Here is a 22,799-nt window from a genome sequence, read left to right as displayed (position 1 = left end):
CACCCGGCACCACCACAACCATCAATCGGTCGCGGATCGCTCCGGAGCAACTTTTCAAACTTACCCGAACCCCGGACACTTAGCAAATCAGCATTCCCGCCAACCGCAACCACCCGGACCCGCCCCACCAAACCCGGAGCGCACAAAACGCCGACCAGATCAGGTCTTGAAATTTAGGGGATTCGCCGCCTCCGGTTCCCAGCTTTCCGCTGGTCTCCCTCTCGGCGACTTAGAAAACAATACACCCCCCACGCCCCCACCGCAACCCGCCCGGCTGCCATGCCAAAAACCCCGCCAGCACGCGCCAAAGCCGCCCGCCCGGCCCCGAAGGAGGCGCTGCGCCGTCGTACTTCACTGCTGTGTGGTGCGTCACCATAGCCGAGGCCGGCAACACCGGTCGCCCGGACCGGGCCTTCGATCATCAAACCCGGGCATCCGGGCGTTAAACGCAAGAAGGGCCGGCAACCAGATGGTTGCCGGCCCTTCTAGAAGTCATTGGCTCAAGCCACTGACAACAGGTGCACTGAATTACCAGGAAGACTTCGTGATGCCCGGGAGCTCACCGCGGTGAGCCATGTCGCGGAAGCGAACACGGGAGATGCCGAACTTCTGGAAGGTACCGCGGGGACGGCCGTCGATGATGTCGCGGTTACGCAGACGAATCGGGGACGCGTTGCGGGGCAGCTTCTGCAGGCCGAGGCGTGCTTCTTCACGTGCTTCGTCGGTCGCGTTGACGTCAACCAGGGTCTTCTTCAGCTCGAGGCGCTTTGCAGCATAGCGCTCGACGATGACTTTACGCTGTTCGTTCTTAGCAATCTTGGACTTCTTAGCCATGTGTTAGCGCTCCTCTCGGAATTCGACGTGCTGGCGGATTTTGGGGTCGTACTTCTTCAGGACCAGGCGGTCCGGGTCGTTACGACGGTTCTTGCGCGTCACGTAGGTGTAGCCCGTGCCCGCGGTCGACTTCAGCTTGATGATCGGACGTACGTCCTTGTCCTTTGCCACTAGAGCTTCACTCCTCGTGCCAGGATGCTGGCGACGACAGCGTCGATGCCGCGTACGTCGATGGTCTTGATGCCACGAGCAGAGACCTGCAGCGTGACGTTACGGCGCAGGGACGGAACCCAGTAGCGCTTCTTCTGGATGTTCGGGTCGAACCGGCGCTTGTTGCGACGGTGCGAGTGCGAAATGCTGTGTCCAAAGCCCGGCTCGGCTCCGGTCACCTGGCAGTGTGCTGCCATGACGACTCTCCTCAAAAAAATAAATGAAACGGCAAACAGAGTTCCGTTGACCGTGCGTTAAGCGGCGTCCGCTTCCAGCTCCCCCAAGCTCCGTTCCGCGGGATCGAGGCAGACGGTACAGACCGGCTGCTTCCTCAATGCGGCGAAGATTGTGGCATGGGCACCGGGCGTTGACGGTCCATTGGACAACCATTGCGAAGTGCCGGGATGCTGGGCGAATACAGGAATGCGCGCAACTTGAGCCCCTAACTACCGGCCGCCAAGACCGTCGATTTCTCATCACGGGCCCTGCCAACCGGAGCAATTGCACACGCTCCGCGCCACCTAGCGCCTACCAAGTCTACGAGTTCGACGAATTAAAGACCAATCCGTCCCCGCATGGTGTATAGCGGCTCCCCTCCGCGCCAGCGCCGCAGCCGTCCCAGGTCATATGCCGGACGAAGCCGTTTCACAGCAAAATGATAGGCATCAGGGCGAATCTGGATCCATGAACGCACAACTTCTTTCGACCCGTCCCGAGGTTCGCCCCGGCTCCCGCGGCGCCGCGAACCCCTTCGAGGGGCAGCATCGACGGCGGTTGTTGAGAGCTGATCTGCTGGCCGTCCTCTTCTGGGCGTCCCTGGCGGGCGCCGTAGCCTTGTGGCTGGCTGACGGCGGAGCGGCCGGCCTTTCGACTCCCGCCGGCACCTTCACCGCTCTGGGCATTGTGGCCGGCCTCGCCGGCATGGACCTGGTCCTCCTGATGCTGCTCCTGGCGGCGCGGATTCCGCTCATCGACCACACGGTCGGCCACGACCGCGCCCTGGAGTTCCACCGCAAGCTGGGCAAGCCGGCCCTCTACCTCCTCCTGGCACACGGGATCCTCATCGCGATCGGTTACGGCATGGCGGAAGGGCTGGACCCAGTCAGCGAGTCGGTGGCGCTGTGGGTACTGGTGCCGGACATGTGGCTGGCGTACATCTCGATGCTCCTGTTCATCGCCGTCGTTGTCACCTCCCTGGTGGCCGTGCGACGTCGATTCCCCTACGAATTCTGGTACGCCGTCCATCTCCTGACGTACGCGGCGGTCCTGACCGCGCTCCCCCACCAGTTCAGCGTGGGCGGCCTCTTTGCCGAAGGCACCTGGCAGCGCTGGTACTGGCTGGCACTGTGCATCGCGACCGGCGCAGCCCTGCTCTACTACCGCGTCATCCAGCCGCTGGTGGCAACCTTCCGGCACCAGCTGACCGTCAAGCGGGTGGTCCGGGTGTCCCCCGGAGTGGTGAGCATTGAAATGTCCGGCCTCCGGCTTGACCTGCTCGCGGGCAGTGGCGGTCGGTTCTTTGTCTGGCGGTTCCTGGCGCCGGGGCTGTGGTGGCATCCGCATCCGTTCAGTTTGTCCGCCGAGCCTGTCCGGTTCGATGTCGCGGGCCAGGGCGTGCTGAGGATCACCGTCCGCAACCTCGGCAGGGGCTCGGCCCAGCTTGCGTCGCTCAGGCCTGGAACCAAGGTGGCTGTGGAGGGGCCGTACGGGCTGTTCAGCACCGCCGCGCGGAGCCGCAAGCACGTCGTGATGGTCGGCGCCGGTATCGGCATCACTCCGATCCGCGCCCTGCTGGAGAACACGCCGTTCCAGCCGGGGAACGCCACGGTCATCCTCCGCGGCCACAGCGCATCCGAACTCTATCTGGGTGAGGAAATCCTCGAACTCTGCCGGCAGCGCGGCGCCACGCTATTCCATCTGACAGGCTCCCGTCCGGCCGGCGTCCGGACCTGGCTGCCGGAGAACTCCGCACGCGCCGGCCACCGGCTGGCCAGCTTCGACCCGAAGGTCGCCGAAGCGGACGTCTACATCTGCGGCCCCGCCGCCTGGGCGCAATACGTGCTTGAGGACGCCCGCGCAGCCGGCGTCCGGGAAGACCAACTCCACTACGAAAGGTTCGACTGGTGAGAACTCGCACAGCAGTTTCAGCAGCCCTCGCCTCCGCTGGCATCCTCATTGCGGGCTGGCAATCAGGCATCCACGTGGCCGACACAAGCAGTTCCGTCGCGAGCGCGGCGGCCGGCACCAGCGGGTCCACTGGGTCCACCGGGTCGACGGGAGCGTCCGGCTCAACGGGTTCGTCCGGTACGTCGACCGCGGGCGGCGCCACCGGGGCCTCGGCCAAGGCCGTAGCCACCTACGACGGCGCCGTCGTCCAGACCCGGTTCGGCTCCGTGCAGGTGCAGATCACGGTTCAGGCAGGAAAAATCACTGATGTCACGGCGCTGCAGCTGACCGACGCCGAACGCAAGTCCGTGCAGATCAGCAACCGGGCTGCCCCGCTGCTGCGCGACGAGGTCCTCAGCGCCCAGTCTGCGGACGTGCAGACCATCAGCGGTGCCACGGTAACCAGCGACGCGTACTTGAACTCCCTGCAGGCGGCACTCGATGCAGCCAACCTCTGAGCTGGGCAGTTCAGCCCTGAGAGCCAGGACTTTCGGCTCCATGGGCACCGTCGTCAGCCTGACCGTTCCTGCCAGAGCCTTGGGAACAGCGGCCGTCCCGGAAACGGCCGCCGGCGCTGACGGCGGGTTCGACGACGCCGCTGCCGCCGTCGAACGGGTTTTTGACCGGATGGATGAATCCTTCAGCCTGTACCGCCCCGATTCCGAGGCCAGCAGGCTGGCGCGCGGGGAGCTTTCGCTGCGCGAAGCATCCGCCGGAATGCGGGACCGCTACGCGGACGCCCTCGGCTGGCGGCTCACGACGGAAGGTGCGTTCTCCCCGGAACGGCCCGACGGCGTGCTGGACCTTTCCGGGATCATCAAGGGCTATGCAATCGCCCAGGCCGGTGAGGCACTGCGCTCCCGCGGGATCAGCCACTGGTGTTTGAACGCCGGCGGCGACATCCTGGTGATGGGCTCGCCCGTCCCGGGCAGCGCGGCATCATGGACGGCCGGGGTGGTGGACCCGCAGGACCGCTCGGCACTGCTGTCCGCACTCGAGCTCGGCGGCCCCGGCTGCTGGACAACAAGCGCCCGGCGCGCCCTTGCGACGTCCGGTTCCGCAGAGCGGGGCGACCACATCTGGACGACCGGCACCGGCGGGGCCGAGTTCATCCAGGTTTCCGTGGCCGCTGCGGACATTGTCACAGCCGATGTGCTGGCGACGGCGATCGTCGCGGGCGGGGCCGCGATGCTGGACCGCGCCACGGAGCATTGGGACATCGATGTACTCGCCGTCCGCCGGGGCGGGCAGCTTCTCGCGACGCCGGGATTCCGCGCCTGACCGTCCGTTACCGGCCCTTACCGGCCCTCTGCCGGGCGTGCGAGCTGGCCGTACCTTGGCCGCAGACCGTCTCCGGACGACTTTCCGGTGACTCGCCGGACAACCCAGGGCCCGGCGAATTCGCGGACCCAGCGGGCGTTCGCGCGGATGGCCTCCACTCGGCTCAGCTCCGGCACCGGTGTCATGGGCGGGACGTCGATTGAGTGCTCGTGTTCCAGGACAGTGAGGACGCGCTTGGCCATGTTCGCGTGGCCAGCGGAGGACATGTGCATCCGGTCGGTGGCCCACATGCCCCAGTCGTAGTACTCGCTGAAGCGCCAGTAATCGACCAGGAGGGCGCCGTGGTCGCCGGCGATTCCGCGCACCAGTTCGTTGTAGATGGCGGTCCGGCCGCGCATGGTGCCGAAAATCTTGGAACCGCGCGCGTCAAAGCCCGTAAACATCACGACGGTTGCACCGGTGGCAGCGAGCTTGCGGATTCCGGCGTCGTATTCCACCAGGAGGTCATCGATATCGATCTTGGGCCGGAGGATGTCGTTCGCGCCGGCGTAGATGCTCACCAGGGTGGGTTTGAGGGCGACGGCGGCGTCCACCTGTTCGGCCATGATTTGGCGGAGTTTCCTGCCGCGGATGGCAAGGTTCGCGTACCCGAACTCCGGGTCCGCGGCGCCGAGCTGCTCTGCCACGCGGTCCGCCCAGCCCCGGACGCCGTTCGGACGGTTGGAGTCGTCGTCACCGACGCCTTCCGTGAAGGAGTCTCCAAGGGCTACATAGCGGGACGTGAAATCCATGAGCCAAGTCTGCCAGCAGTTGCCGGGAGCAACAAAGACGCCCAGGCGGGGGACGCTAGCTTTGGCGCAGGATCCAGTGGTCGTCGTCGAGGCGGCCCACGATCCTTTCACCGATCTGGGCCAGATTAGCCACGTCCTCCGGGCGCAAGGCATCGAGGAACAGCGACCGGACAGCCTCGACATGGCCGGGGGCGAGCTTCACGATCGTCTCCATGCCGGCGTCGGTCAGGTGCGCCGTGGTGACGCGGGCGTCGCCGGGGTGGGGCCGGCGCTCAAGCCAGCCCCGGTTCTGCAGCTTGGTGACCACATGGGAGAGCCTGGACAAGGAAGCGCTGGTGCGCGCAGCGAGCTCGCTCATGGGCAGGAATCGCCCCTCGGCCTCGGAGAGCATCGCCAGAACGTTGTAGTCGAACAGCGAAAGCTTGCCCGCCGCATGGAGCTGGGTGTCCAGGGCGGCCGGGAGCAGGGTATTGATGCTCAGCAGGGCGAGCCAGGCCCGGCGTTCGTCGGCGTTGAGCCAGCGGGGATCGGTCATGGCTACATTGTAGGAGACGTGAAGCTTGACGGTTCAACTTCGGTGCAGGGAGTCCGTGAAAGTTCCTGCCTGTCGGGGAGCGGGTACCGGTAGGCTGGCCGCATGTACGTAGTCTCCCTGACCTACAAGGTCCCCGACGACATCGTGGAATTCCATCTCCCGGCACACGTGACGTGGTTGCAGGCGGCCTTCGATGAGGGAGTCTTCATGGTCGCGGGCCGCAAGATCCCCCGCACCGGCGGCCTGCTGCTCTCCAACGCCGACCGCGCCAGCTTGGACGCCGCCCTGGCCAAGGACCCGTTCTACGTCAACGGCGTGGCTGACTTCGAGGTCATGGAGTTCCACGCCAACCGGGTGGCCCCGGGCTACGAGAACCTGTTGGACAGCTGAATCCGGGCGGATGCCGGACCAGTGCCGGGCACGGGCCTAGCCGCCGGCGCGCTGTGCGTGCACCAGCTTCTTCAGCCCGCCCTTGGGCGGGACCTTCACGGGCTGGGGCCAGCGCGGCCGGAGCTGGTCGCCGAGGGTGACTCCGCGGAGCTTGCGTCCGAAGAGGGGCAGCACCCAGTCATGCACCCAACGGCGCTGCCGGCGTTCCCACTCACGCAGCCCCGGCTTCACCGGCGGCGCCCACTCCTTGGGCTTGATCTTATGGGGCACGCCGAGGTGGTCAAGAACCTGCGAGGCCAGGTATTTGTGGCCCGCCTTGGACATGTGCAGCCGGTCCGAATCCCACATTCGGCGGTCATGGAATGCGTCGAAGCACCAGTAGTCCACCAGCACCGCCCCGTAGCGGCCTGAGATTTCACGGACCCGCCGGTTGTAGAAGGCGTTGCGCTTCTTCAGGGGCTCCAGAAGCGCTGAGACCTTGACGTCGAAGCCGGTGAACAACACAAGCGTTGCGCCCGTGCCGGCGAGCGCCGCCACCAGCGACTCGTAGTCCCGCATGAGGGCTTCGATGTCCGTGCCGAAATCCAGGATGTCGTTGCCGCCCGCGTACAGCGTGATGAGCGTCGGCTCCAGGGCAAGGGCCGGCTCTAGCTGTTCGCCGATGATGTGCCGCAGCCGCTTGCTGCGGACGGCCAGGTTTGCGTACTCCCACCCCGGCTGAGCCTTGGCCAGCTTCTCCGAAACCCTGTCGGCCCAACCCCGCACCCCGTTGGGGAAACGAGGATCGTAGTCGCCCACCCCCTCAGTGAAGGAGTCCCCCAAGGCAACAAAAACCCGCCGCCCTCCCCGATCCGGAAGCAAAGGAAATGAAGCCACCCCAGCACCCTAGCCACCCCAAAAAACCGGCAGGGAAAGGGAGAGTTAACCCCAGGTGACGCCCGCCAGACCTGCGGGAGCGTCACAACGAGAACAGCCAAACCTGCGGGAGCGTCACCGGCACGCCCGCCAAACCTGCGGGAGCGTCACCGGCACGCCCGCCAGACCTGCGGGAGCGTCAGCGGCACGGCCGCCAAACCTGCGGGAGCGCCACCGGCACGCCCGCCAAACCTGCGGGAGCGTCGCATAGGGCGTGCCTAGAGCTCGGCCTTCCCCTGCCGCCAGTAACCCATGAACGCCACCTGCTTGCGGTCGATCCCCACGTTCCGCACCAGGTAGCGCCGCAGCTCCTTGACCGAGGCCGCCTCCCCGGCGATCCAGGCGTAGAACGGCAGGGCGCCGGCGGGCCTGTCCGGGTTCCTGCCGGGGCCGACCGCCTCGGCGTCCATCCGGGCGGGGGTCTCCCACAGAATGTCGCGGTCAATGTTGACGTCCTCGGGTTCGGGACCGGCAGGAGGATGTTCCGGCTCGGCTGGAGGGTGTTCCAACCCGCCAGCAGGGTCCGCCGAGGTGACGCCCACCCAGCCCGGCACCGGCACGGCAGCGCGGACCGCTTCCTCCAGTAACTCGCCGTGAGCCCGCGGCCGGCCGCGGGCCATGCCACGGGAAAGCCAGGTGATACCGATGTCGGCGGCTGAGGTGAGGTCGTGGAAGTCGGCAGCGGTCGGGACCTCCAGGATCGCGTGGCCGCTCATATAGGGCGGAAGGCTTTCGAGGATGGAGCTGATGGCCGGGACTGCAGTCTCATCCCCGGCCAGCAGGACCCGCTGGGCCAGACCCGGCCGCCATTCGATGCCGGAGTAGCTTTCCGCCGTGACGCAGTGGGCGGCCCGGTTATTCGGCCCGATCAGGACCAGGTGGTCCCCGGGCTTGGCGTTCAAGGCCCAACTTGCCCCCGGGCCGCCGTTGCCGGCCGCGTCGAAGTGCAGCACGAAGTCGACGTCGATCTCCGGGTAGACGGCGTCGAGCCGCTCCTGCCGCACGGTGTAAGTGCGCATGGAGCCTCGGACGGCGGGGTCCATGGCCAACCATTCCTGGTACCAGCCCGGCTGCTCAGTCTGGAAGGCCGGCAGGGGTACGGCCGTGCCGTCCGCTGCTGTGGACGGAATCATCACCTTGATCCGCAGATCCAAGGGGTCGCCGTGGACGCCGAAGTCCCGGAGGCTGTAGCCGCCGAAGGTGATCCGGCGGAAGGTTGGACTGAGCGTCTGGACAGCGGTGACCGTGACCTCAAAGGCGAGGGTCATCGGTTCCGTCGGGAGGCGGGAAGCGAGGGCTTTCGTAATGTTGGCGGTTCTCATGGGACCAGCTCCAGGGTTTCGTCGTGGCACGGGGAACCGGCATGGTGTCTGCCGAGGGGGAGGACAAGGGGTTGTCCGGACACCGGATCGGGTATCACCACCGAGTCCAGGCCGAAGACGTCGCGGACGAGTTCTTGAGTCACGACGTCGACGGCCGGACCGGCGGCCACGATCCGGCCGTTCTTCAGGGCGAGAACGTGGTCCGCGTAGCGTGCCGCCAGGTTGAGATCGTGAAGCACGATCGCCACCGTCGTGCCGCGTTGCCGGTTCAGATCCGTGACCAGGTCCAGGACCTCTACCTGGTGCGCGAGGTCCAGGTAGGTGGTGGGTTCATCCAGCAGCAGGACGTCGGTCTCCTGGGCCAGTGCCATCGCTATCCAGACCCTTTGGCGCTGGCCGCCGGAAAGCTCATCCACGTCGCGGCCGGCGAGCTCCAGGGTGCGGGTGGCCTCGAGCGCCCGCTGCACGGCGGACTCGTCCTGCTCCGACCAGTTTCGAAAGAATCCCTGGTGCGGATAGCGGCCCCGCCCCACTAGGTCCCGGACAGTGATGCCGCCAGGGGCCACGGGGTGCTGCGGAAGCAGCCCCAGGGTACGGGCGAGCTCGCGGGCGGGCCGGGAATGGATGTTCTTGCCGTCCAGCGTCACACTGCCCCCGACCGGCTTGAGCAGCCGGGCCAGGCCGCGCAGGAGGGTCGATTTACCGCAGGCGTTGGCCCCGACTATCATCGTGACCTTTCCCTCCGGAATCTCGGTCGTGAGGCCGTCGGTGACCCGGCGCTGGCCGTACTGCAGCGTCAGGTCACGGGCTTTGAGTACTGCCATCTCAAGCATCCTTTCGGTTTGCGGTGACCAGCAGCCACAGCAGGAACGGCGCGCCGAGCGCGCCGGTGACGACACCGACCGGTAAGACGGTGCCGGCCAGCAGCAACGGGGCGACGTTGCTGGCGAAATAGTCCGCCGCAAGGACAATCAGCGCACCGAGCAGGGCGGAGGCCGGCAGGCTGGGGCCTCCGGTGAAGCGGCGGGCGATGGGCCCGGCCAGGAATGCGACGAACGCGACCGGCCCGGCCGCGGCCGTTGCCACGGCCGCCAGGGCGACGGCCGTCATGACGACGGCGAGCCGGGTCAGGCCCACGCGGACGCCGAGGGCCGCCGCGGCATCATCGCCCAGTTCCAGGATGCGCAGCGGTCCGGCGAGGGCGGCCACGCCGGGCACCAGGACCAGCAGCGCAGCCCCCAGGACGCCGGCCCGGTCCCAGCTCGCGGGGTTGAGGGAACCGTTGAGCCAGACCAGGGCCTCGGCGGCGGTACGAATGTCAGCCCGGGTCAGCAAGAAATTGACGACGGCGCCAAGGGCGGCCGCGATGCCGATGCCGGCCAGAATGAGCCGGTTGCCTGCGCCACGGGACGGGTTCGCACCACCCGGGCGACCGCGGGAAATCGCGTAAATGAGAGCAGCGACGCCGAGTGCGCCGGCGAGGGCCGCCCCGGACACCGCAGCGCCCGAGGCGCCGAAGGCGGTGATGGCAGTGACGGCCGCAGCACTCGCCCCTGAGCTGATGCCGATGATGTCGGGGCTGGCTAGCGGGTTTCGGAGCATCCGCTGGAAGAGCGCGCCGGACAAGCCGAAGGCCACTCCGATCATCGCGCCCAGGACGGCCCGGGGCAGCTTGGTTTCGAGAACGATGAAGCTTGCGCCGGGGATCCTCTTCCCGCCGGTCAGCTGTGCCGTGACGATCCGGAGGAAGTCGGGGACGGTCACGGTATAGCTGCCAAGCAGCACGCTGACGGCCAGCAGGACGACGACGGCGAACGCCAGCCAGGCGGTGCGGCCCAGGCGCGGCCGGCGCAGCACTGGGGGGCTGAAGGAGCGAAGGATCAACGAGCGTCGGTAAGGAGAGGCCGGGGGCGGGGTACTGGGCGCGTTGTCACCGAGTTCGCGCGCCACGGAGAAGAGGTCGGGATGGTTCACAGTCCCGCCCCGTTGCTCCGGCGGACCAGCCAGACGAACACCGGCGCGCCCACCAGTGCGGTCATGATGCCGGCCGGCACTTCGCCCGGCAGCAGGACCACGCGGCCGATCACATCGGCGGTGATCAGCAGCGCGGGGGCCAGCACCAGTGAAAACGGCAGAATCCAGCGGTAGTCGGGGCCGGTTACAGCCCGCACCGCGTGCGGAACCACCAGCCCCACGAAACCGATCGGACCCGCCAAGGCCGTGGCAGACCCGCACAGCAGCACGACGCCTGCGGCGGCGACTCCCCGGGACAGTCCGACGTTCTGGCCGAGCCCACGGGCGGTGTCATCGCCGAGGGCAAGGCTGTTCAGGGCACGGCCGGAGGCGAGCACGATCAGAGCACCGATGGCCAGGAAGGGCAGGCCGGGGAGGACCACCGCCCAGTCACGGCCCGCGATGCCGCCGACCTGCCAAAAGCGGAAGCGGTCCAAGGTGTCCTGGCTGGATACGAGAATGACATTCATGAGGGAGAACAGTCCCGCGCTGAGTGCGGCGCCGGCGAGGGCCAGCTTCACCGGGGTGGCACCTTCACGGCCGAGGGAGGCGGTCAAATACACGACGGCGGCGGCCGCGGCGGCACCGATGAACGCGAACCAGATGTAGCCGGTGAGTGAGGAGACGCCGAAGAGGTAGATCCCGGTGACCACGGCCAGGGCCGCCCCGGCGTTGACGCCCATGATTCCGGGGTCCGCCAGCGGATTTCGGGCCAGTCCCTGCATGGCTGCGCCGGCGAGACCCAGGGCACCCCCGGCGAGGAGGCCCAGAACTGTGCGTGGAATCCTCGCGTGGACCACGGCGTGGTTTCCGTCGTCAGGATTAAACCGGGCGAGCGCCTCCCAGACCGCTGCCAGGGGCAAGTCCCGGGCGCCGACAGCCAACGAAGCCCCGCAGGCCAGCACGAGAACGACGCCGGCGGCCAGCAACCAGGCGGCACGCGGTACGGGCAGCCGCCAGACCGGTACGGTGACGGCTTCCGGCCCGGCCGCCGCCGCCGTCGTTCGGGTTGTCATGGCGTGCGGCTACTGCGCGGCCGCCGCGGCGTCTGCTGCCGCGCCGAGCTGGGGCAGGAACGTATCCAGGGACCACGGCAGGCTCAGCGGCGAGGATGCCGAGATGGAGAGCGTGAGCGTGTTGTTCGAGTCCGCGACGAGGGCACCGTTCTTGATGGCCGGGATCTGGCCGAGCAGCGGGTCGGCCTTGATGCCGTCGGCGGTCTTGGCGTCCGGAACCCAGGTGACAAAGACGTCGGAGGCCAGCTCATTGGCCTTCTCGGCGGACCACGGAATGAAGAATTCCTTGGAGCCGGCGGAGTTTTGCGCCACGACCGGGGCCAGTTTCATGCCGATGCTGGAGAGGAAGCGCGGACGGTTGTCGTTCGCGGTGTAGACATTGATGCCATCACTCTTGGCAGGCTCGAGGTTACCGTAAATGAATGTTTTGTCCGTGAGCTGGGGGTACTCGGAGACCTTCTCCTTAATGGTGGCTTCCGTGTCGGCGACAAGTTTGCTGGCCTCGGCTTCCTTGCCCAGGGCCTTGCCGATGATGCTGGTGGACTCCTGCCACGGCGTTCCGTAGGCCACCTCCGGCTGGGCGATGACCGGAGCGATTTCGCTGAGCTTCTTGTAGCCCTCCTCCGTCAGGCCGGAATAGGCGCCGAGGATGACGTCGGGGTTCAGCTTGGCGATCTCCGTGAAGTTGATGCCGTCGGCCTCGGAGAACTGCGCTGGCGCCTTGCTTGTTCCGAATCCTGCCCCGAGCTTTTCCAGTGCGGCGTCCTTCCAGGGCGTGGATCCGTGGTCGTTGCCGCCCCACTCATTCTTGGGCACGCCCACAGGGACCACGCCGAGGGCGAGCGCCACGTCATCGTTGACCCACGACACGGTGACCACGCGCGTGGGCTGTTCTTCGATCGTGGTTTCGCCGAAGACGTTCTTGATGGTGACGGGGAAGGCCGGGCTGGCCGGCTGGCCTGAGATGGCTGCCGCCGTCGAGTTTGCCGGTCTGGTAGAGCAGGCGGTGAGGGCAAGCGCGACGGCGGCCACGACAGCGGCGGCGCGGGCGGTGAAGGAACGGGAACAGACGGCGGAAGGCACGGGACTCCTTAGGTAGTGAAGCAAACCTAAGTAAGGCTAGCCTATCCTCCAATGAATTAAGAAAGGTTTGAGTAACGTAATTACTCCGGCTGTCTCAGCTGCCAGGAATCAGCGGTAGGAGATGCTCAGCAGCAGGGCCTTGAGCGTCTGCCCGTCCGTGCCGGCCAGCCAAGTCTTGGCTGCATCGTCACTGGCGAAAGGCTTCTCGATGAATTCGACGTCGGCAACCAGGACCCCGGTCGCGGTCCGGATGATGCCGTCGAGGGCCATCTCTGCTCCGGCAATCGGCGCACCGGCGCTCAGAGGCATGCGGTACTTGGCACTGCCGTTCACGCGGTCCACGTAGAAGGCATACTGGGCCTGAGGGGCGGGCTGCCCCTGCAGCCCGGGAACGGGGGCAGCTTCGAAGACAGTTCTGGTCACGGGGTTCGTCACGCCATCGGCTATGTTCCCGGAATAGATGGTGGCCTGCTTGACGCCGCCCGCGTCATAAACCGTGGCGGTCCCTACGAACGGCGATTTTCCGGCCGTGAAGAGTTCCACTCGCCAATCGGTCGGATGCGCAAAGGACACGTGGCCGTCCGGGAAGGTATACGTTTTACGGTCCGACACCGCGGGGGCGAAGGACGGAGCGGTGGATGGATCGGTCGTAGCCGGCGGCCCCGACGCTTCGGGGGCAGATGCGGCGCTTGCCGTAGCCGACGGGGCGGCGGCGGGGGGCGGTGAGGCGTTGCCGCCTGTGACTGCTGACCCGCAGCCGGCCAGTGCGAATGCCGCGGCGGTGGCGAGGGCTGTTACGAGGGGTGCGCGATGCGGAGAGCGCATGGTGGTGCCTTTCCTGGGGACGCCCAAGCTCGGCAGGGGTGAGGCTGGGGCGCCTCGCGGCATGTTCCGTGCGGACCCTATGGAGCGCGGGAGAGGGATGATGCTCCAAAGAGTGGCACGCGGAAGGAAGCCCGGAACAGATCTCCGACAGTAAATCCATCGATTTGTTATATATCTGCCATTAAAAGCAGGTAACAGCCCTCCACAGAGCGCGAAGACCCGATTTGCATTCCTACCGCAGGACGATGTCCACCGGGTTCGCCTCGGATCGCCAGCGACCTTCCGTGCCGGCCCGTGGGCCGATCACGGGCGCGGTAAGCACCCCGGAGCGGTTTGTGCGCTTGTCCCGCAGGATCTCCGTCACAGAACCCAGATGGCGGGAGAGGTCGATGACATTTTCCGGGGCGGCAAGGAGCAGCTGGAAGCCGAATTCGTGCAGCGCCTTGATGCCCGCCCCCGCGAACTCCTCCGACGCGAGGACGAAGGCCTCGTCCATCATCACGGTCCCGTAGGTGGTGAAGCCCTGTTCGGCGATGCCCAGCTGGTAGCTCAGCGCCGCCGCCATGATGAAGGCCGTGAAGCGCTGCCTCTCGCCGCCGGACATGGAGCCGGTGTCAGCGTGCATGAAGACCTCGGTCTTCGCGGAACCGCTCTTGCCGCGCCCGGGCATCTCCCGGTGCTCCTTGCACTGGATGAACAGGTGCCCGCGCACGTCCAGCACCTCGGCACGCCAGCGCCGGTCCTCCGGGGTCTGCGAGCCGAGCCGTTTCACCAACGTCTCAAGGGATTTGTAGCGGTTGGTGAGCTCCGCGTCGTCGTCCGGCTCCCCCGCTGCAACGGCTGCCGCGGCGGATTTGCCCGGCCGGGCGTGCCGGACCTTGAGCGCGTTCTGGACGGCGTCCTTGAACTGCTTCGCCGTCGCCGGCAGGGTCTGCTTGATGTCCAGCTCCAGGAAGCTGCCTTCGTGGAAGTTGACCTCGGAGAGGATGCCGTTCAACGGCAGGATGCGGCTGGTGATGGAGCGGCGTTCCTCATCCAGAAGGTGGAGCAGGGTGGAAAAGGATTCGTGCGTGCGCTGGTTGAAGAACTGCCGGAACTCGGCCTCCTGCGCGGGCAGTCCGTCGCTGACGATCGCGTGGTAACGGGATTCGAACTCCCCTGCGGCGCCGATCGACGTGCCGTGGTCGGCCGAAATCGCCGTGCCCCATTCCCGCACGAAGCCCTCGAAGATGCGGGTAAGCCGCTCCGACGTGGCCTGCCCGCGAGACTCCGCCCCGTGCAGTTCCGCGAGAAGCCGGGTGCGGACCTGGTTGGCAAGGTTGTCGAGCTCGTGCATCTCCGTGACGTCGCCGAACCCGGTGAAGTACGGCTCCAGGGCGGCGATGGCCGTTTCCGACGGCGGCGACTGCGCCAGCCTGCTGCGTGCGCCTTCGAGCAGTGAATCCGCAGCGGTCATTCGCGAATCCAGCGCCTTGTACTCGCTTTGCAGGACGGCCGCTGCCTCGGTGCTGGACTGGTGCTTGTGCCGGACGGCCTCGATGTTGGCGCGCAGCGGTTCGAGGTCGGCCTGCGCGGCAAGGGCGTCCTTGAGGCGCTGTTCGATCCGCGCCAGCTCCTCCGCAGCCACCGCGGCGGAAACCTGATCCCAGGGCCGGTGGTCGTCCGCGACGCGGCGCAGGGCGTCGAGCTGCCGGGTCATGCCCTGGTGTGACTCTTCCCGGCTTTGCGCGAGCTCGGCGGCCTTGACCAGTTCCTGCTGCAGGTCCTCAACCTGGGCCGCAACGAGCTCCAGCTTGGCCGCGTTGTCGAAACCAAGAACGTAGTCCTGGCGGGACGTGAAGCGGTCGTCCTTTTCCACCGTGTGGCGGTTTCGTTTGACCACCCCACCCAGGCTCAAGCCTCTGTCGAGGCCGGCGAGCTCGTCCGGGTCTTCCACGCAGGGGTACGCGAAATCGAGCGCAATCCGCTCGCGGAGCCAGGCACTGGCCTCGGCCAGTGCCTCCATGCGCGGGCCGGCGTCGGCCAGGAACCTCAGCTTGGTCAGCAGGTCCCCGGCAGCTGCGTCCTGCACCGCCAGCGCGCCGCCGACCAGCGGCTTGGACACATCCACGGCGCGCAGGGCGCCGCGGACGGAATGGTCATTGAGGTACCGGGTCACGGCGCCGAAGTGCTCGCCCGGAACCAGCAGCGTGGTGGCCAGGCTCCGGAGTGCCCGCTCGGCCGCCGGCCGCCACTGCTCCTGGTCTTCCGCGAGGTCGATCAGTTCGCCGCCGAAGGGCATGTGCTCTTCCGGCACGCCGGTCGCCGCAGCGATGGCGCTGCGGTTCTCAATGCTTGCCGGCGGCAGCAGCGACTTGCGCGTCTTGAGCGACACCAGTTCCTGCTGGGCGGCGGCGAGCTCCCGCTTCTTCGTCGCGTGGCCGTCGAACGCCTCGAAGCGCAGCTCCCGGAGCGCCTCGGAGTCGTCGCGCAGTTCGGCCGAGCGGGCGGCGGCGTGGGCATGGGCCTGTTCCCAGCCGGCGGCAGACCACTGAAGGTCCAGGCCCGCGTCGGAGAGCGCCTTGCGGGTTGATTCCTCGACCTCCTGGCGGAGCTTGAGCCCCACGCGGGCGTTCTCGAGGGACTGCTCAATCGCGGAAATCGCGTTGCCGCCCTGGTTGTTGTACTCGCCCTCCAGCTGGCGGAGCTCCTTGGCGAAGCCGTCGCGGACCGCGCGTTCGGCCGCGAGGTCGTCGGCCTTGGCCTGGGCAAGCTCCTTCAACCGGGCCAGGGTCTTCCCGTGGACGGTGACAGCGAGTTGCAGCTTGTAGGCCTCGAATTCCTCGCCGGAAAGTTCCCGCAGCCGGTTTGCGTCGAGCAGCGCCTGGGCGTACTCCTTGTTCAGCCCGGGGATGGGAGCCAGCTGGTCGCGCTGCTGCCGGACGTCCTCGAGGCGTTGCCGGATGGACATCAGGTTGCTGAATTCCTCGACGACGTCGTCCGCGGCGGCCAGGGTCGCCGGGGCATCGAGGACCTGGTCGCGGAAGAACGTGTTGACGCTGCCGCCGAGTCCCTTGCCGGCCTGGATGACACGCAGCAGCGGCAGGGCCTGATCCGAGTTGATCCCCAGGAGGCGCCGGAAGCGTTCGGCGAAGGCCTTGTGGACGTCGAAGATCTGGGCATCCGGGAAAATCACGTCCAGGGCGGATTTGGTGAACCGCTTGTCCGCGATGCCCTCGATGGCCGCGAGGTCCAGCGGCTTGTTGTCGATCAGGTAGTACCGGCCGACGCTGGATTCCGTGCCGTTCTTGGGCAGGTCGAACAGCGCCGAGACCGTGACCTTGGTGCCAGCGGCGTTGTCGAATGTCAGGGCGACGGCGGACCAGGTCGCACCGGGGCGCTGGAACGCACTCGCCGAGCCCTCGCCGACCGCCTTGTCGCCGACCTTGCCGCGCATGTACGTGAACGTGGTGCGCTTGTCCTCCACGGCGCCACCGGCCCGCTGCGCCGCGGCTTCGTTGGAGCGCGGACGGGCATCGAAGACCCGAAGCATGGCGTCGAACAGCGTCGACTTTCCGACGCCGGAATTACCGGTCAGCAGGGTGCCGTTGCGGTCCACGCGCATGGTGTGGGCGCCATGGAATGTGCCCCAGTTGACCACCTGGACCAGTGCCAAGCGCATCTGGCCGGGGTTGGTGAGCTCGCCCATGGGCAGCATGGTTGCGATGCTCACTTGGCTTCCTCCGCTTCGGTTGCGTCAGTTGTGGCTGCGGGGGACGCCGACGGCGATGCCGCCCCCGCCCCTTCGCCGCGCAGCTGATCTTCGATCAGCTCAGCGCGCGGCTCCGACAGGCCCGATGCCACTCCCGGGGCGGCATCGCCGTCGTCGTCGTTGGTCAGGTCACCTTGGGCGTCCGTTGCGGCGTCGCCGTCGAGGTCTAGCAGCGGTTCTGTTCCGGACTGGTCCGTGTTGGCTGATTTCAGGGCTTCGATTTGAGCCGGGATGTCGCCGATGTTGTCGAACGGGAGGGCCAGGGGGAGGGCGTTGGAGATCGTGTAAACGTCCTCCAGGCCTGTGGTGAGGAGGAGTTGGCGGGCCAGGAGTTTGGTGATGGCACGGTTGACGACGTCGGAGTCGCGGAGGGCGTCCTGCTGGCCGGCGGGCTGGTAGTGGGCAACGAGTTCTGCGATTTCCTCGCGGGTGATCGTCGGGTCGGTCTGGGCGGTGACATGGCGGTCCAGGAGCAGGCGCAGGCGAAGCAGCACGATGGTTTCGACCCGGGAAAGGGCCCGCTGCTGGCGCAGGATGCTGGAGCGGGTGCTGCCGCCGATCGCCTCGGGGTCCACGGGGCGCAGGACGGCGACCTTGCGTTCGTGGTCCAGCTGCATGGTTAGGAACAGTTCGGAGAGGCGGCTGCGGAGGATGAGCTGGTTGTCCAGGAGCGTGGTCCACAGTTTTTCATCGCGGCCGCCGTCAATATACGGGCCCTTGAGCAGCTTTACGAGCGCCTGCCGGACCTTCATCGGGAGCACGCCCGTGTCGCCCGGGAAGAGAGCGGCCCCGTCGACGAAAGTGTCGCGCGGGGTGACCGTGAAGGGATGTTCAGCACCAACTGCCGCCTCGGCGTTTGTGGTGGTGTTTGAAAACTCAGTCAATGGTCAATCCTTCGTGAGCGTGACGACAGGCAGGTAGGCGGTGCGGGTGCTGCCGTCGATCTGTTCGAACTCGACCGGCCCCCAGGCTTCGCGGTCGAAGGCGGCGCCGTCGTGAAGGGTCTGCGAGAGCAGGGCCCTGATGGAGTTGATGTGGCGTTCCCCGGCGGGCAGCTGCGCCCAGGCCTCGGTGAGGGTTGACGCGCCCGCGAGCGCAGCGCGGATGGCTTCCGGCTTGGCCTTGCCGGTCCGCGGCGAGCGGGCGCGGTCCGCGTCCGAGAACGAGATGGGGTCCGCCAGCTTGGGCGGCGCCGCGAACTCGTCAGGGTCGAAGAGCTTGACCATGGCCAGGGACTCGAAGCCGGCACTGAACAGCACCGGGCCGCGCACCAGCCCGGGCCGTTCGCGCTCGTACGGCAGGGACCGGATCGCCTGCTCCGCCTCGCGCAGGACCGTGCGGAGCCGGACCGACTGGCGGAAGTCGTCGCTCTGGACGTACGTATTGAGACTCTCGCTAAGCTTGCCGTAGATCCTCTGGATCTGGCTGTGCTGGCTGCGGAGCTCGGCCACGAGATTCTTGAGGGTCTCCCGTTCATCGTGGCTGAGCTCGTCAGCGAACTGCCGGCCCAGCACCTCGCCAATCGCGGACCGGAACCGCAACTGCTGCTGCGGGTCGTCCAAGAACGCGGTGAAGGAACGGAAAGTCCGGCCTTCGGGGCTCTCGCGAAGGCGTTTGTCGGCCTCGAGCACCTGGGCCATGGTGGCGCCCTTGCTCAGGGATTCCTCGATGATCTGGTTGCGCAACTCCCCCACGAGCTCTTCGATCCGGTCACGCATCTTCTTGTAGTCCGCAGGCAGGCTGGCGGCGAGATCGAGGATGTTGCCGGCAGCCTCCACGGCCTCATCATCGTCGAGCAGCCCGTCGAAGTCCCCGGAACTGATGTCCTCGATCAGCTGGCGGCGCTCGTCAATCTCCTCCTCGAGGGACTCGAGGCGTGCGCTCTGGTCCGGGTTGGTCTCATGCGCGAGCTTCTCGACGTCGCCGAGCAGGGTGCCGAGCCGGGAGCCATTCAGCGTGGAGCGTTCGCTCGACAGGCTGTCCAGGAAAGCCAGGACGCGGGCTGCGGGCTCGGTGACTTCATAAACAATCGCGCCCGACTGGTTCCGACGGGTCAGGAAGTTCTTGCGGGTCCACTCGTCCGCATATTTCTTCCCGGTGGGCGCGCCGGGACCGGCACCGCCCGGCTGCTCTCCCGTGCCGGGGGCCTGCCGGCGGAGCTGCTCCAGGAAGGCGTCGACGTCGGCGTGGAATTCTTCCAGCGGCAACTGGGCGCGGGTGCGCGTGAAGGATGCCTGCAGCACGGCGATCACCCACGGCGCCGAACGCGTCAGCGCCCAGGCAGGACCTTTAGTGAGGAGCTCGAGATCTCGGAGCCGGGCGCTGATAGCGTCGGCCGACGTTCCGGCGGATCGGGACACGCGCTCTCCTTCGACTGCCAGAGGATGATCGGGGTGGTGGGGCAGCGGATTCGCAAAACTGCCAGCTACAAGGTTAACGCAGGCCCCCGGACAGATTGGTCATTGTCCGCTCCCCGCATCCGGAGCACACTGGAAGAACCAGCTGAGAGGGGACGACCATGCGGAAGAAAACCATGTGGATCACCGGCGGGGCAACCGCGGCTGTGGTGCTGGGCGGAGCCTCGGTGGCGGTGGCGGCGACCCAACAAGCCAGGGACCTCCCACTCTGGCATCCGGCCGCTTTGGTGCTCGGCGCTGGCAATCTGGAACCCGACGACGATTTCGGCGGCTCCGACGGTCCGGCGCTCAGCGACGCCGACCGCGCGATGGCTTCCAAGGCTGCCCTGGCGAAGGTCGGCCCGGGCACCGTCACGGAAGTGGAACGCGACGACAACGGCGCAGCCTACGAGGTGGAAGTGCGCCTCGGCAACGGCACCCAGGTCGAAGTTGCACTTGGAACGGATTTCAAGGTCCTGAGCCAGAGCGCCCCCGAGCACGACGACGATTAGCCTCCGCCGCATCAAGGCGACGGCCGGGGTTGGTGAGGCGGCCGCAACCGCTCCGTGACCTACGCTTCGGTAGCATTTCGATCCCATATCAAGGGGCGCGGAACGGGCCACGGGCCCTAGTTGCGCACGCCTCCCGCACCCTACGCTCGGGCTACTGGTTCAACCGACGCAATGGTGCAGGGGGAAGAATGCAGTTCGACCTTAGCGCAGTGGAAACGGGCACTTTGGTGGTCACCGGCACCCTCGTGTTCGCCCTGATCATCGGCCTCTTCATGATGGTGTCCGCGTTCGCGGCCATGGTCCTGGTCGGCGTGGGTCGGCTCATCTGGTACCTCCTGGCCCGTGGCGCGACGGGCCTGGTCCATGTCGTCAACCACGGCTGGGACCGGCTGGTCCGCCACGTCGAGCTGCCTGGCGACTTCCAGGTCGACTTCGGCGCTGATCTTCTGGCTGATGGTCAAGGGCTAACCGCCCCTAGCACCGGCACTTACCCGCGAGTAGTATTGCGGGACAGCTGAAGGGTCCTCCACCCGCGGCGGATCCAGGGCTCAAGCCGGCCACCCGGTTAGAGGAGATGCCCAGTGAGCTCCGCCATTGAAGATCCTGCCGCTGAAGGCACACCGGCACCGGAGGCCCCCGTACCGGAGACGCCAGCCCCTGAGACCCCCGTGCCGCCGGACCACCTCGGCCCGGACGCAACTGCCGCCGACGCGCGGGCCATCGCCGAGGCAGCCAGGGAAACCAGTTGGACCCAGCCCAGCTTCGCGAAGGGCCTCTACCTTGGCGCCTTCGACCTGAGCCTGATTCATCCGTGGCCCGAGGCCCCGGCAGACGACGTCGAGCGTGGCGAGGCGTTCATGGCCCGGCTGACGGAGTACTGCCGTACCATCTCCGGGCGTGCCATCGAGCGCGACGCCCGGATTCCAGACGAATATCTCCGCGGGCTTGCCGGGCTCGGCGCGTTCGGCATGAAGATACCCCGCGAATATGGCGGCCTGGGCCTCACGCTGGTGTACTACGGCCGCGCGCTGGGCCTGCTGGGCTCGGTGCACCCCAGCCTCGGCGCCCTGCTGTCCGCGCACCAGTCGATCGGTGTCCCGGAACCGGTCAAGGTCTTCGGCACGCCAACCCAAAAGGCGGACTACCTGCCCCGGTGTGCCGCCGGGGCCATCACCGCGTTCCTGCTGACCGAGCCCGACGTCGGCAGCGACCCCGCCCGGATGGGCAGCACCGCCGTCCTCTCCGACGACGGCGAATCGTATGTCCTGGACGGCGTCAAGCTGTGGACCACCAATGGAGTCATCGCCGAACTCGCAGTGGTCATGGCCGTCGTGCCGTCGCACACGGATGCGGACGGGACGGCCCACAAGGGCGGGATCAGCGCGTTCGTGGTGGAAATGGACTCGCCGGGCATCACCGTGGAAAACCGCAACGCCTTTATGGGGCTCCGCGGGATCGAAAACGGCGTCACCCGTTTCCATCAGGTCAGGGTCCCGGCGGCCAACCGGCTGGGCCGCGAAGGCCAGGGCCTGAAAATCGCCCTCACCACGTTGAACACGGGCAGGCTCTCGCTTCCCGCGCTGTGTGTCGCCTCAGGCCGGTGGAGCCTGAAGATCGCCCGGGAATGGTCCAATGCCCGCACCCAGTGGGGGCGGCCGGTTGGACAGCACGAGGCGGTGGGCAAGAAAATCGCGTTCATCGCGGCCAGTTCCTTCGCCTTGGATGCCGTGTTCGAACTCTCCGCGGAAATGGCCGACGCCGGGCAAAAGGACGTCCGGATCGAGGCGGCGCTGGCCAAATTGTGGGCTACGGAGATCAGTTGCCTCATCGCCGACGAACTCGTGCAGATCCGGGGCGGCCGCGGCTTTGAAACAGCCGACTCCCTGGAAGCGCGCGGCGAGCGCGCCGTCGCCGCGGAGCAACAGCTCCGCGACATGAGGATCAACCGGATCTTCGAGGGGTCCTCGGAAATCATGAGGCTGCTGATCGCGCGCGAAGCCGTGGACGCACACCTGGCCGCGGCTGGAGACCTTGCCTCGGAGGACGCTGGCCTGTCGGATAAGGCGAAGGCCGCCGTCGGCGCTTCAGGCTTCTACGCCAAGTGGCTGCCTAAACTCGTGGCCGGCGCCGGCATGGACCCGAGGTCCTACAGCGACTTCGGCAGGCTCGCAAAACAGCTGCGGTATGTGGAGCGGTCCTCCCGGCGGCTGGCACGGCAGACCTTCTACGGCATGGGCCGCTGGCAGGCGAAACTGGAGCACAGGCAGGTGTTCCTGGGCCGGATCGTGGACATCGGTGCGGAGCTCTTTGCCATGGCGGCGTGCTGCTCCCGGGCCGAGATGCTCCTGCGCACGCAACCGGAACGTGGCGCCTCGGCGTACGAGCTTGCCGAGGCCTATTGCGAGCAGGCCCGCGTCCGTGTGGACGAATACTTCGACCGGCTGTGGCGGAACACCGACGATGCCGACCACGCCCTGGCCCGCAAGGCGTTGGCCGGCGACTACACCTGGCTTGAAGCCGGGGTCCTGGACCAGTCAGAAGGAACTGGCCCATGGATTGCTGACGCCAGCCCGGGCGCCTCAGTGCGGAAAGACCTGCATCGAAAATACCGCTGACGCGCGCCCATGGCCGATCGCTTGGGCCGGAACGAAATAGTAAGTACCCTTGCTATCTGGCTGTGCCCGTGGTTAGGTGGGGTTAAGACCCGACGGGGGTCGAAGCATTGCGTGCCCGGTTCAATCTGCTCCGGGTGGATCAAT

Annotated in this window: 22 protein-coding genes; 7 read left to right on the top strand and 15 right to left on the bottom strand. The window is 67.1% G+C overall.

Annotated features, from left to right (window positions below; all coding sequences use genetic code 11):
• Positions 1-528: 528 nt before the first annotated feature.
• From rpsN to rpmB, 3 genes are read right to left on the bottom strand one after another with little or no spacing between them, the layout of a single operon-like run.
• Positions 529-834, bottom strand: a complete 306-nt coding sequence (gene rpsN, locus ACFVVK_RS15755; protein WP_090957160.1) for a 30S ribosomal protein S14 — start codon at positions 832-834, stop codon at positions 529-531.
• 3 nt (positions 835-837) lie between these two features.
• Positions 838-1,005, bottom strand: coding sequence for a 50S ribosomal protein L33 (gene rpmG, locus ACFVVK_RS15750; RefSeq protein WP_003798558.1), 168 nt, complete (start codon positions 1,003-1,005; stop codon positions 838-840).
• Positions 1,005-1,241: a 50S ribosomal protein L28 gene (gene rpmB / locus ACFVVK_RS15745; protein WP_015938871.1), complete on the bottom strand. Its 237-nt coding sequence runs from the start codon at positions 1,239-1,241 to the stop codon at positions 1,005-1,007. Before rpmB ends, rpmG begins: the two co-directional genes overlap by 1 nt.
• A gap of 487 nt (positions 1,242-1,728) precedes the next feature.
• Here rpmB and ACFVVK_RS15740 point away from each other — a divergent pair, with 487 nt between their 5' ends.
• The 3 genes from ACFVVK_RS15740 to ACFVVK_RS15730 are packed head-to-tail and all read left to right on the top strand — an operon-like array spanning position 1,729 to position 4,491.
• On the top strand, positions 1,729-3,171 hold the full coding sequence (locus ACFVVK_RS15740) for a ferric reductase-like transmembrane domain-containing protein (RefSeq protein ID WP_390268799.1): 1,443 nt from the start codon (positions 1,729-1,731) through the stop codon (positions 3,169-3,171).
• Positions 3,168-3,668 (top strand): FMN-binding protein, encoded by a 501-nt coding sequence (locus ACFVVK_RS15735; RefSeq protein ID WP_390268796.1) that lies wholly within the window; start codon positions 3,168-3,170, stop codon positions 3,666-3,668. Before ACFVVK_RS15740 ends, ACFVVK_RS15735 begins: the two co-directional genes overlap by 4 nt.
• A 40-nt stretch (positions 3,669-3,708) precedes the next feature.
• Entirely contained in the window at positions 3,709-4,491 is a 783-nt protein-coding gene (locus ACFVVK_RS15730; protein WP_390268830.1) for an FAD:protein FMN transferase, read from the top strand.
• Between the two features lie 17 nt (positions 4,492-4,508).
• Here the strand turns inward: ACFVVK_RS15730 and ACFVVK_RS15725 are convergent, their stop codons facing one another.
• Both ACFVVK_RS15725 and ACFVVK_RS15720 read right to left on the bottom strand, forming a co-directional pair.
• Positions 4,509-5,282 (bottom strand): SGNH/GDSL hydrolase family protein, encoded by a 774-nt coding sequence (locus tag ACFVVK_RS15725; RefSeq protein ID WP_390268793.1) that lies wholly within the window; start codon positions 5,280-5,282, stop codon positions 4,509-4,511.
• Positions 5,283-5,337: 55 nt separating this feature from the next.
• Positions 5,338-5,817 carry a MarR family winged helix-turn-helix transcriptional regulator gene (locus ACFVVK_RS15720; RefSeq protein WP_390268790.1) on the bottom strand — a complete coding sequence of 160 codons (480 nt, stop codon included), beginning with the start codon at positions 5,815-5,817 and terminating at the stop codon, positions 5,338-5,340.
• Between the two features lie 102 nt (positions 5,818-5,919).
• On the opposite strand from ACFVVK_RS15720, the gene ACFVVK_RS15715 reads away from it, so the two are divergent.
• Positions 5,920-6,207: a YciI family protein gene (locus ACFVVK_RS15715; RefSeq protein ID WP_390268787.1), complete on the top strand. Its 288-nt coding sequence runs from the start codon at positions 5,920-5,922 to the stop codon at positions 6,205-6,207.
• A gap of 36 nt (positions 6,208-6,243) precedes the next feature.
• Here the strand turns inward: ACFVVK_RS15715 and ACFVVK_RS15710 are convergent, their stop codons facing one another.
• From ACFVVK_RS15710 to ACFVVK_RS15665, 10 genes are all read right to left on the bottom strand, one after another.
• Entirely contained in the window at positions 6,244-7,083 is an 840-nt protein-coding gene (locus ACFVVK_RS15710; protein WP_390268784.1) for an SGNH/GDSL hydrolase family protein, read from the bottom strand.
• 257 nt (positions 7,084-7,340) lie between these two features.
• Positions 7,341-8,444 carry a siderophore-interacting protein gene (locus tag ACFVVK_RS15705; protein WP_390268781.1) on the bottom strand — a complete coding sequence of 368 codons (1,104 nt, stop codon included), beginning with the start codon at positions 8,442-8,444 and terminating at the stop codon, positions 7,341-7,343.
• A complete protein-coding gene (locus tag ACFVVK_RS15700; RefSeq protein WP_390268778.1) occupies positions 8,441-9,268 on the bottom strand; it encodes an ABC transporter ATP-binding protein in 828 nt (275 codons plus the stop codon). The genes ACFVVK_RS15705 and ACFVVK_RS15700 overlap by 4 nt, the downstream gene beginning before the upstream one ends.
• Position 9,269: 1 nt before the next feature.
• The gene (locus tag ACFVVK_RS15695; protein ID WP_390268827.1) at positions 9,270-10,301 is read right to left on the bottom strand and encodes a FecCD family ABC transporter permease; all 1,032 of its coding nucleotides are present in this window, start codon (positions 10,299-10,301) and stop codon (positions 9,270-9,272) included.
• Between the two features lie 113 nt (positions 10,302-10,414).
• Positions 10,415-11,473 carry a FecCD family ABC transporter permease gene (locus tag ACFVVK_RS15690; RefSeq protein ID WP_390268775.1) on the bottom strand — a complete coding sequence of 353 codons (1,059 nt, stop codon included), beginning with the start codon at positions 11,471-11,473 and terminating at the stop codon, positions 10,415-10,417.
• A 9-nt stretch (positions 11,474-11,482) separates the two neighbouring features.
• Complete coding sequence (locus tag ACFVVK_RS15685; protein ID WP_390268772.1) at positions 11,483-12,556, bottom strand: iron-siderophore ABC transporter substrate-binding protein; 1,074 nt, start codon at positions 12,554-12,556, stop codon at positions 11,483-11,485.
• Between the two features lie 108 nt (positions 12,557-12,664).
• Complete coding sequence (locus ACFVVK_RS15680; protein ID WP_390268769.1) at positions 12,665-13,381, bottom strand: hypothetical protein; 717 nt, start codon at positions 13,379-13,381, stop codon at positions 12,665-12,667.
• 232 nt (positions 13,382-13,613) lie between these two features.
• Positions 13,614-17,093 carry an ATP-binding protein gene (locus ACFVVK_RS15675; protein WP_390268766.1) on the bottom strand — a complete coding sequence of 1,160 codons (3,480 nt, stop codon included), beginning with the start codon at positions 17,091-17,093 and terminating at the stop codon, positions 13,614-13,616.
• Entirely contained in the window at positions 17,090-18,016 is a 927-nt protein-coding gene (locus tag ACFVVK_RS15670; protein ID WP_390268763.1) for a DUF4194 domain-containing protein, read from the bottom strand. The genes ACFVVK_RS15675 and ACFVVK_RS15670 overlap by 4 nt, the downstream gene beginning before the upstream one ends.
• 3 nt (positions 18,017-18,019) lie before the next feature.
• Complete coding sequence (locus tag ACFVVK_RS15665) at positions 18,020-19,492, bottom strand: DUF3375 family protein (RefSeq protein WP_390268760.1); 1,473 nt, start codon at positions 19,490-19,492, stop codon at positions 18,020-18,022.
• A gap of 158 nt (positions 19,493-19,650) precedes the next feature.
• On the opposite strand from ACFVVK_RS15665, the gene ACFVVK_RS15660 reads away from it, so the two are divergent.
• From ACFVVK_RS15660 to ACFVVK_RS15650, 3 genes are all read left to right on the top strand, one after another.
• On the top strand, positions 19,651-20,040 hold the full coding sequence (locus ACFVVK_RS15660; protein ID WP_390268757.1) for a PepSY domain-containing protein: 390 nt from the start codon (positions 19,651-19,653) through the stop codon (positions 20,038-20,040).
• A 188-nt stretch (positions 20,041-20,228) separates the two neighbouring features.
• Positions 20,229-20,558 (top strand): hypothetical protein, encoded by a 330-nt coding sequence (locus ACFVVK_RS15655; protein ID WP_390268754.1) that lies wholly within the window; start codon positions 20,229-20,231, stop codon positions 20,556-20,558.
• Between the two features lie 150 nt (positions 20,559-20,708).
• On the top strand, positions 20,709-22,655 hold the full coding sequence (locus ACFVVK_RS15650) for an acyl-CoA dehydrogenase family protein (RefSeq protein WP_390268824.1): 1,947 nt from the start codon (positions 20,709-20,711) through the stop codon (positions 22,653-22,655).
• The last annotated feature ends 144 nt before the right edge of the window (positions 22,656-22,799 follow it).

Origin of the sequence: Arthrobacter sp. NPDC058192, from assembly GCF_042883665.1 — a bacterium.
In the GTDB taxonomy this organism is placed as follows: Bacteria; Actinomycetota; Actinomycetes; order Actinomycetales; family Micrococcaceae; genus Arthrobacter.
This window is presented reverse-complemented; position numbering and strand designations above follow the sequence as displayed.

What these genes read in the sequence shown, in the direction of transcription:
- ACFVVK_RS15655 (WP_390268754.1), top strand. Translation starts at nt 20,229, where the DNA reads ATGCAGTTCGACCTTAGCGCAGTGGAAACGGGCACTTTGGTGGTCACC.
- ACFVVK_RS15690 (WP_390268775.1), bottom strand. Translation starts at nt 11,473, where the DNA reads ATGACAACCCGAACGACGGCGGCGGCGGCCGGGCCGGAAGCCGTCACC.
- rpmB (WP_015938871.1), bottom strand. Translation starts at nt 1,241, where the DNA reads ATGGCAGCACACTGCCAGGTGACCGGAGCCGAGCCGGGCTTTGGACAC.
- ACFVVK_RS15705 (WP_390268781.1), bottom strand. Translation starts at nt 8,444, where the DNA reads ATGAGAACCGCCAACATTACGAAAGCCCTCGCTTCCCGCCTCCCGACG.
- ACFVVK_RS15700 (WP_390268778.1), bottom strand. Translation starts at nt 9,268, where the DNA reads ATGGCAGTACTCAAAGCCCGTGACCTGACGCTGCAGTACGGCCAGCGC.
- ACFVVK_RS15725 (WP_390268793.1), bottom strand. Translation starts at nt 5,282, where the DNA reads ATGGATTTCACGTCCCGCTATGTAGCCCTTGGAGACTCCTTCACGGAA.
- ACFVVK_RS15660 (WP_390268757.1), top strand. Translation starts at nt 19,651, where the DNA reads ATGCGGAAGAAAACCATGTGGATCACCGGCGGGGCAACCGCGGCTGTG.
- ACFVVK_RS15740 (WP_390268799.1), top strand. Translation starts at nt 1,729, where the DNA reads ATGAACGCACAACTTCTTTCGACCCGTCCCGAGGTTCGCCCCGGCTCC.
- rpsN (WP_090957160.1), bottom strand. Translation starts at nt 834, where the DNA reads ATGGCTAAGAAGTCCAAGATTGCTAAGAACGAACAGCGTAAAGTCATC.
- ACFVVK_RS15680 (WP_390268769.1), bottom strand. Translation starts at nt 13,381, where the DNA reads ATGCGCTCTCCGCATCGCGCACCCCTCGTAACAGCCCTCGCCACCGCC.
- ACFVVK_RS15715 (WP_390268787.1), top strand. Translation starts at nt 5,920, where the DNA reads ATGTACGTAGTCTCCCTGACCTACAAGGTCCCCGACGACATCGTGGAA.
- ACFVVK_RS15730 (WP_390268830.1), top strand. Translation starts at nt 3,709, where the DNA reads ATGGGCACCGTCGTCAGCCTGACCGTTCCTGCCAGAGCCTTGGGAACA.
- ACFVVK_RS15720 (WP_390268790.1), bottom strand. Translation starts at nt 5,817, where the DNA reads ATGACCGATCCCCGCTGGCTCAACGCCGACGAACGCCGGGCCTGGCTC.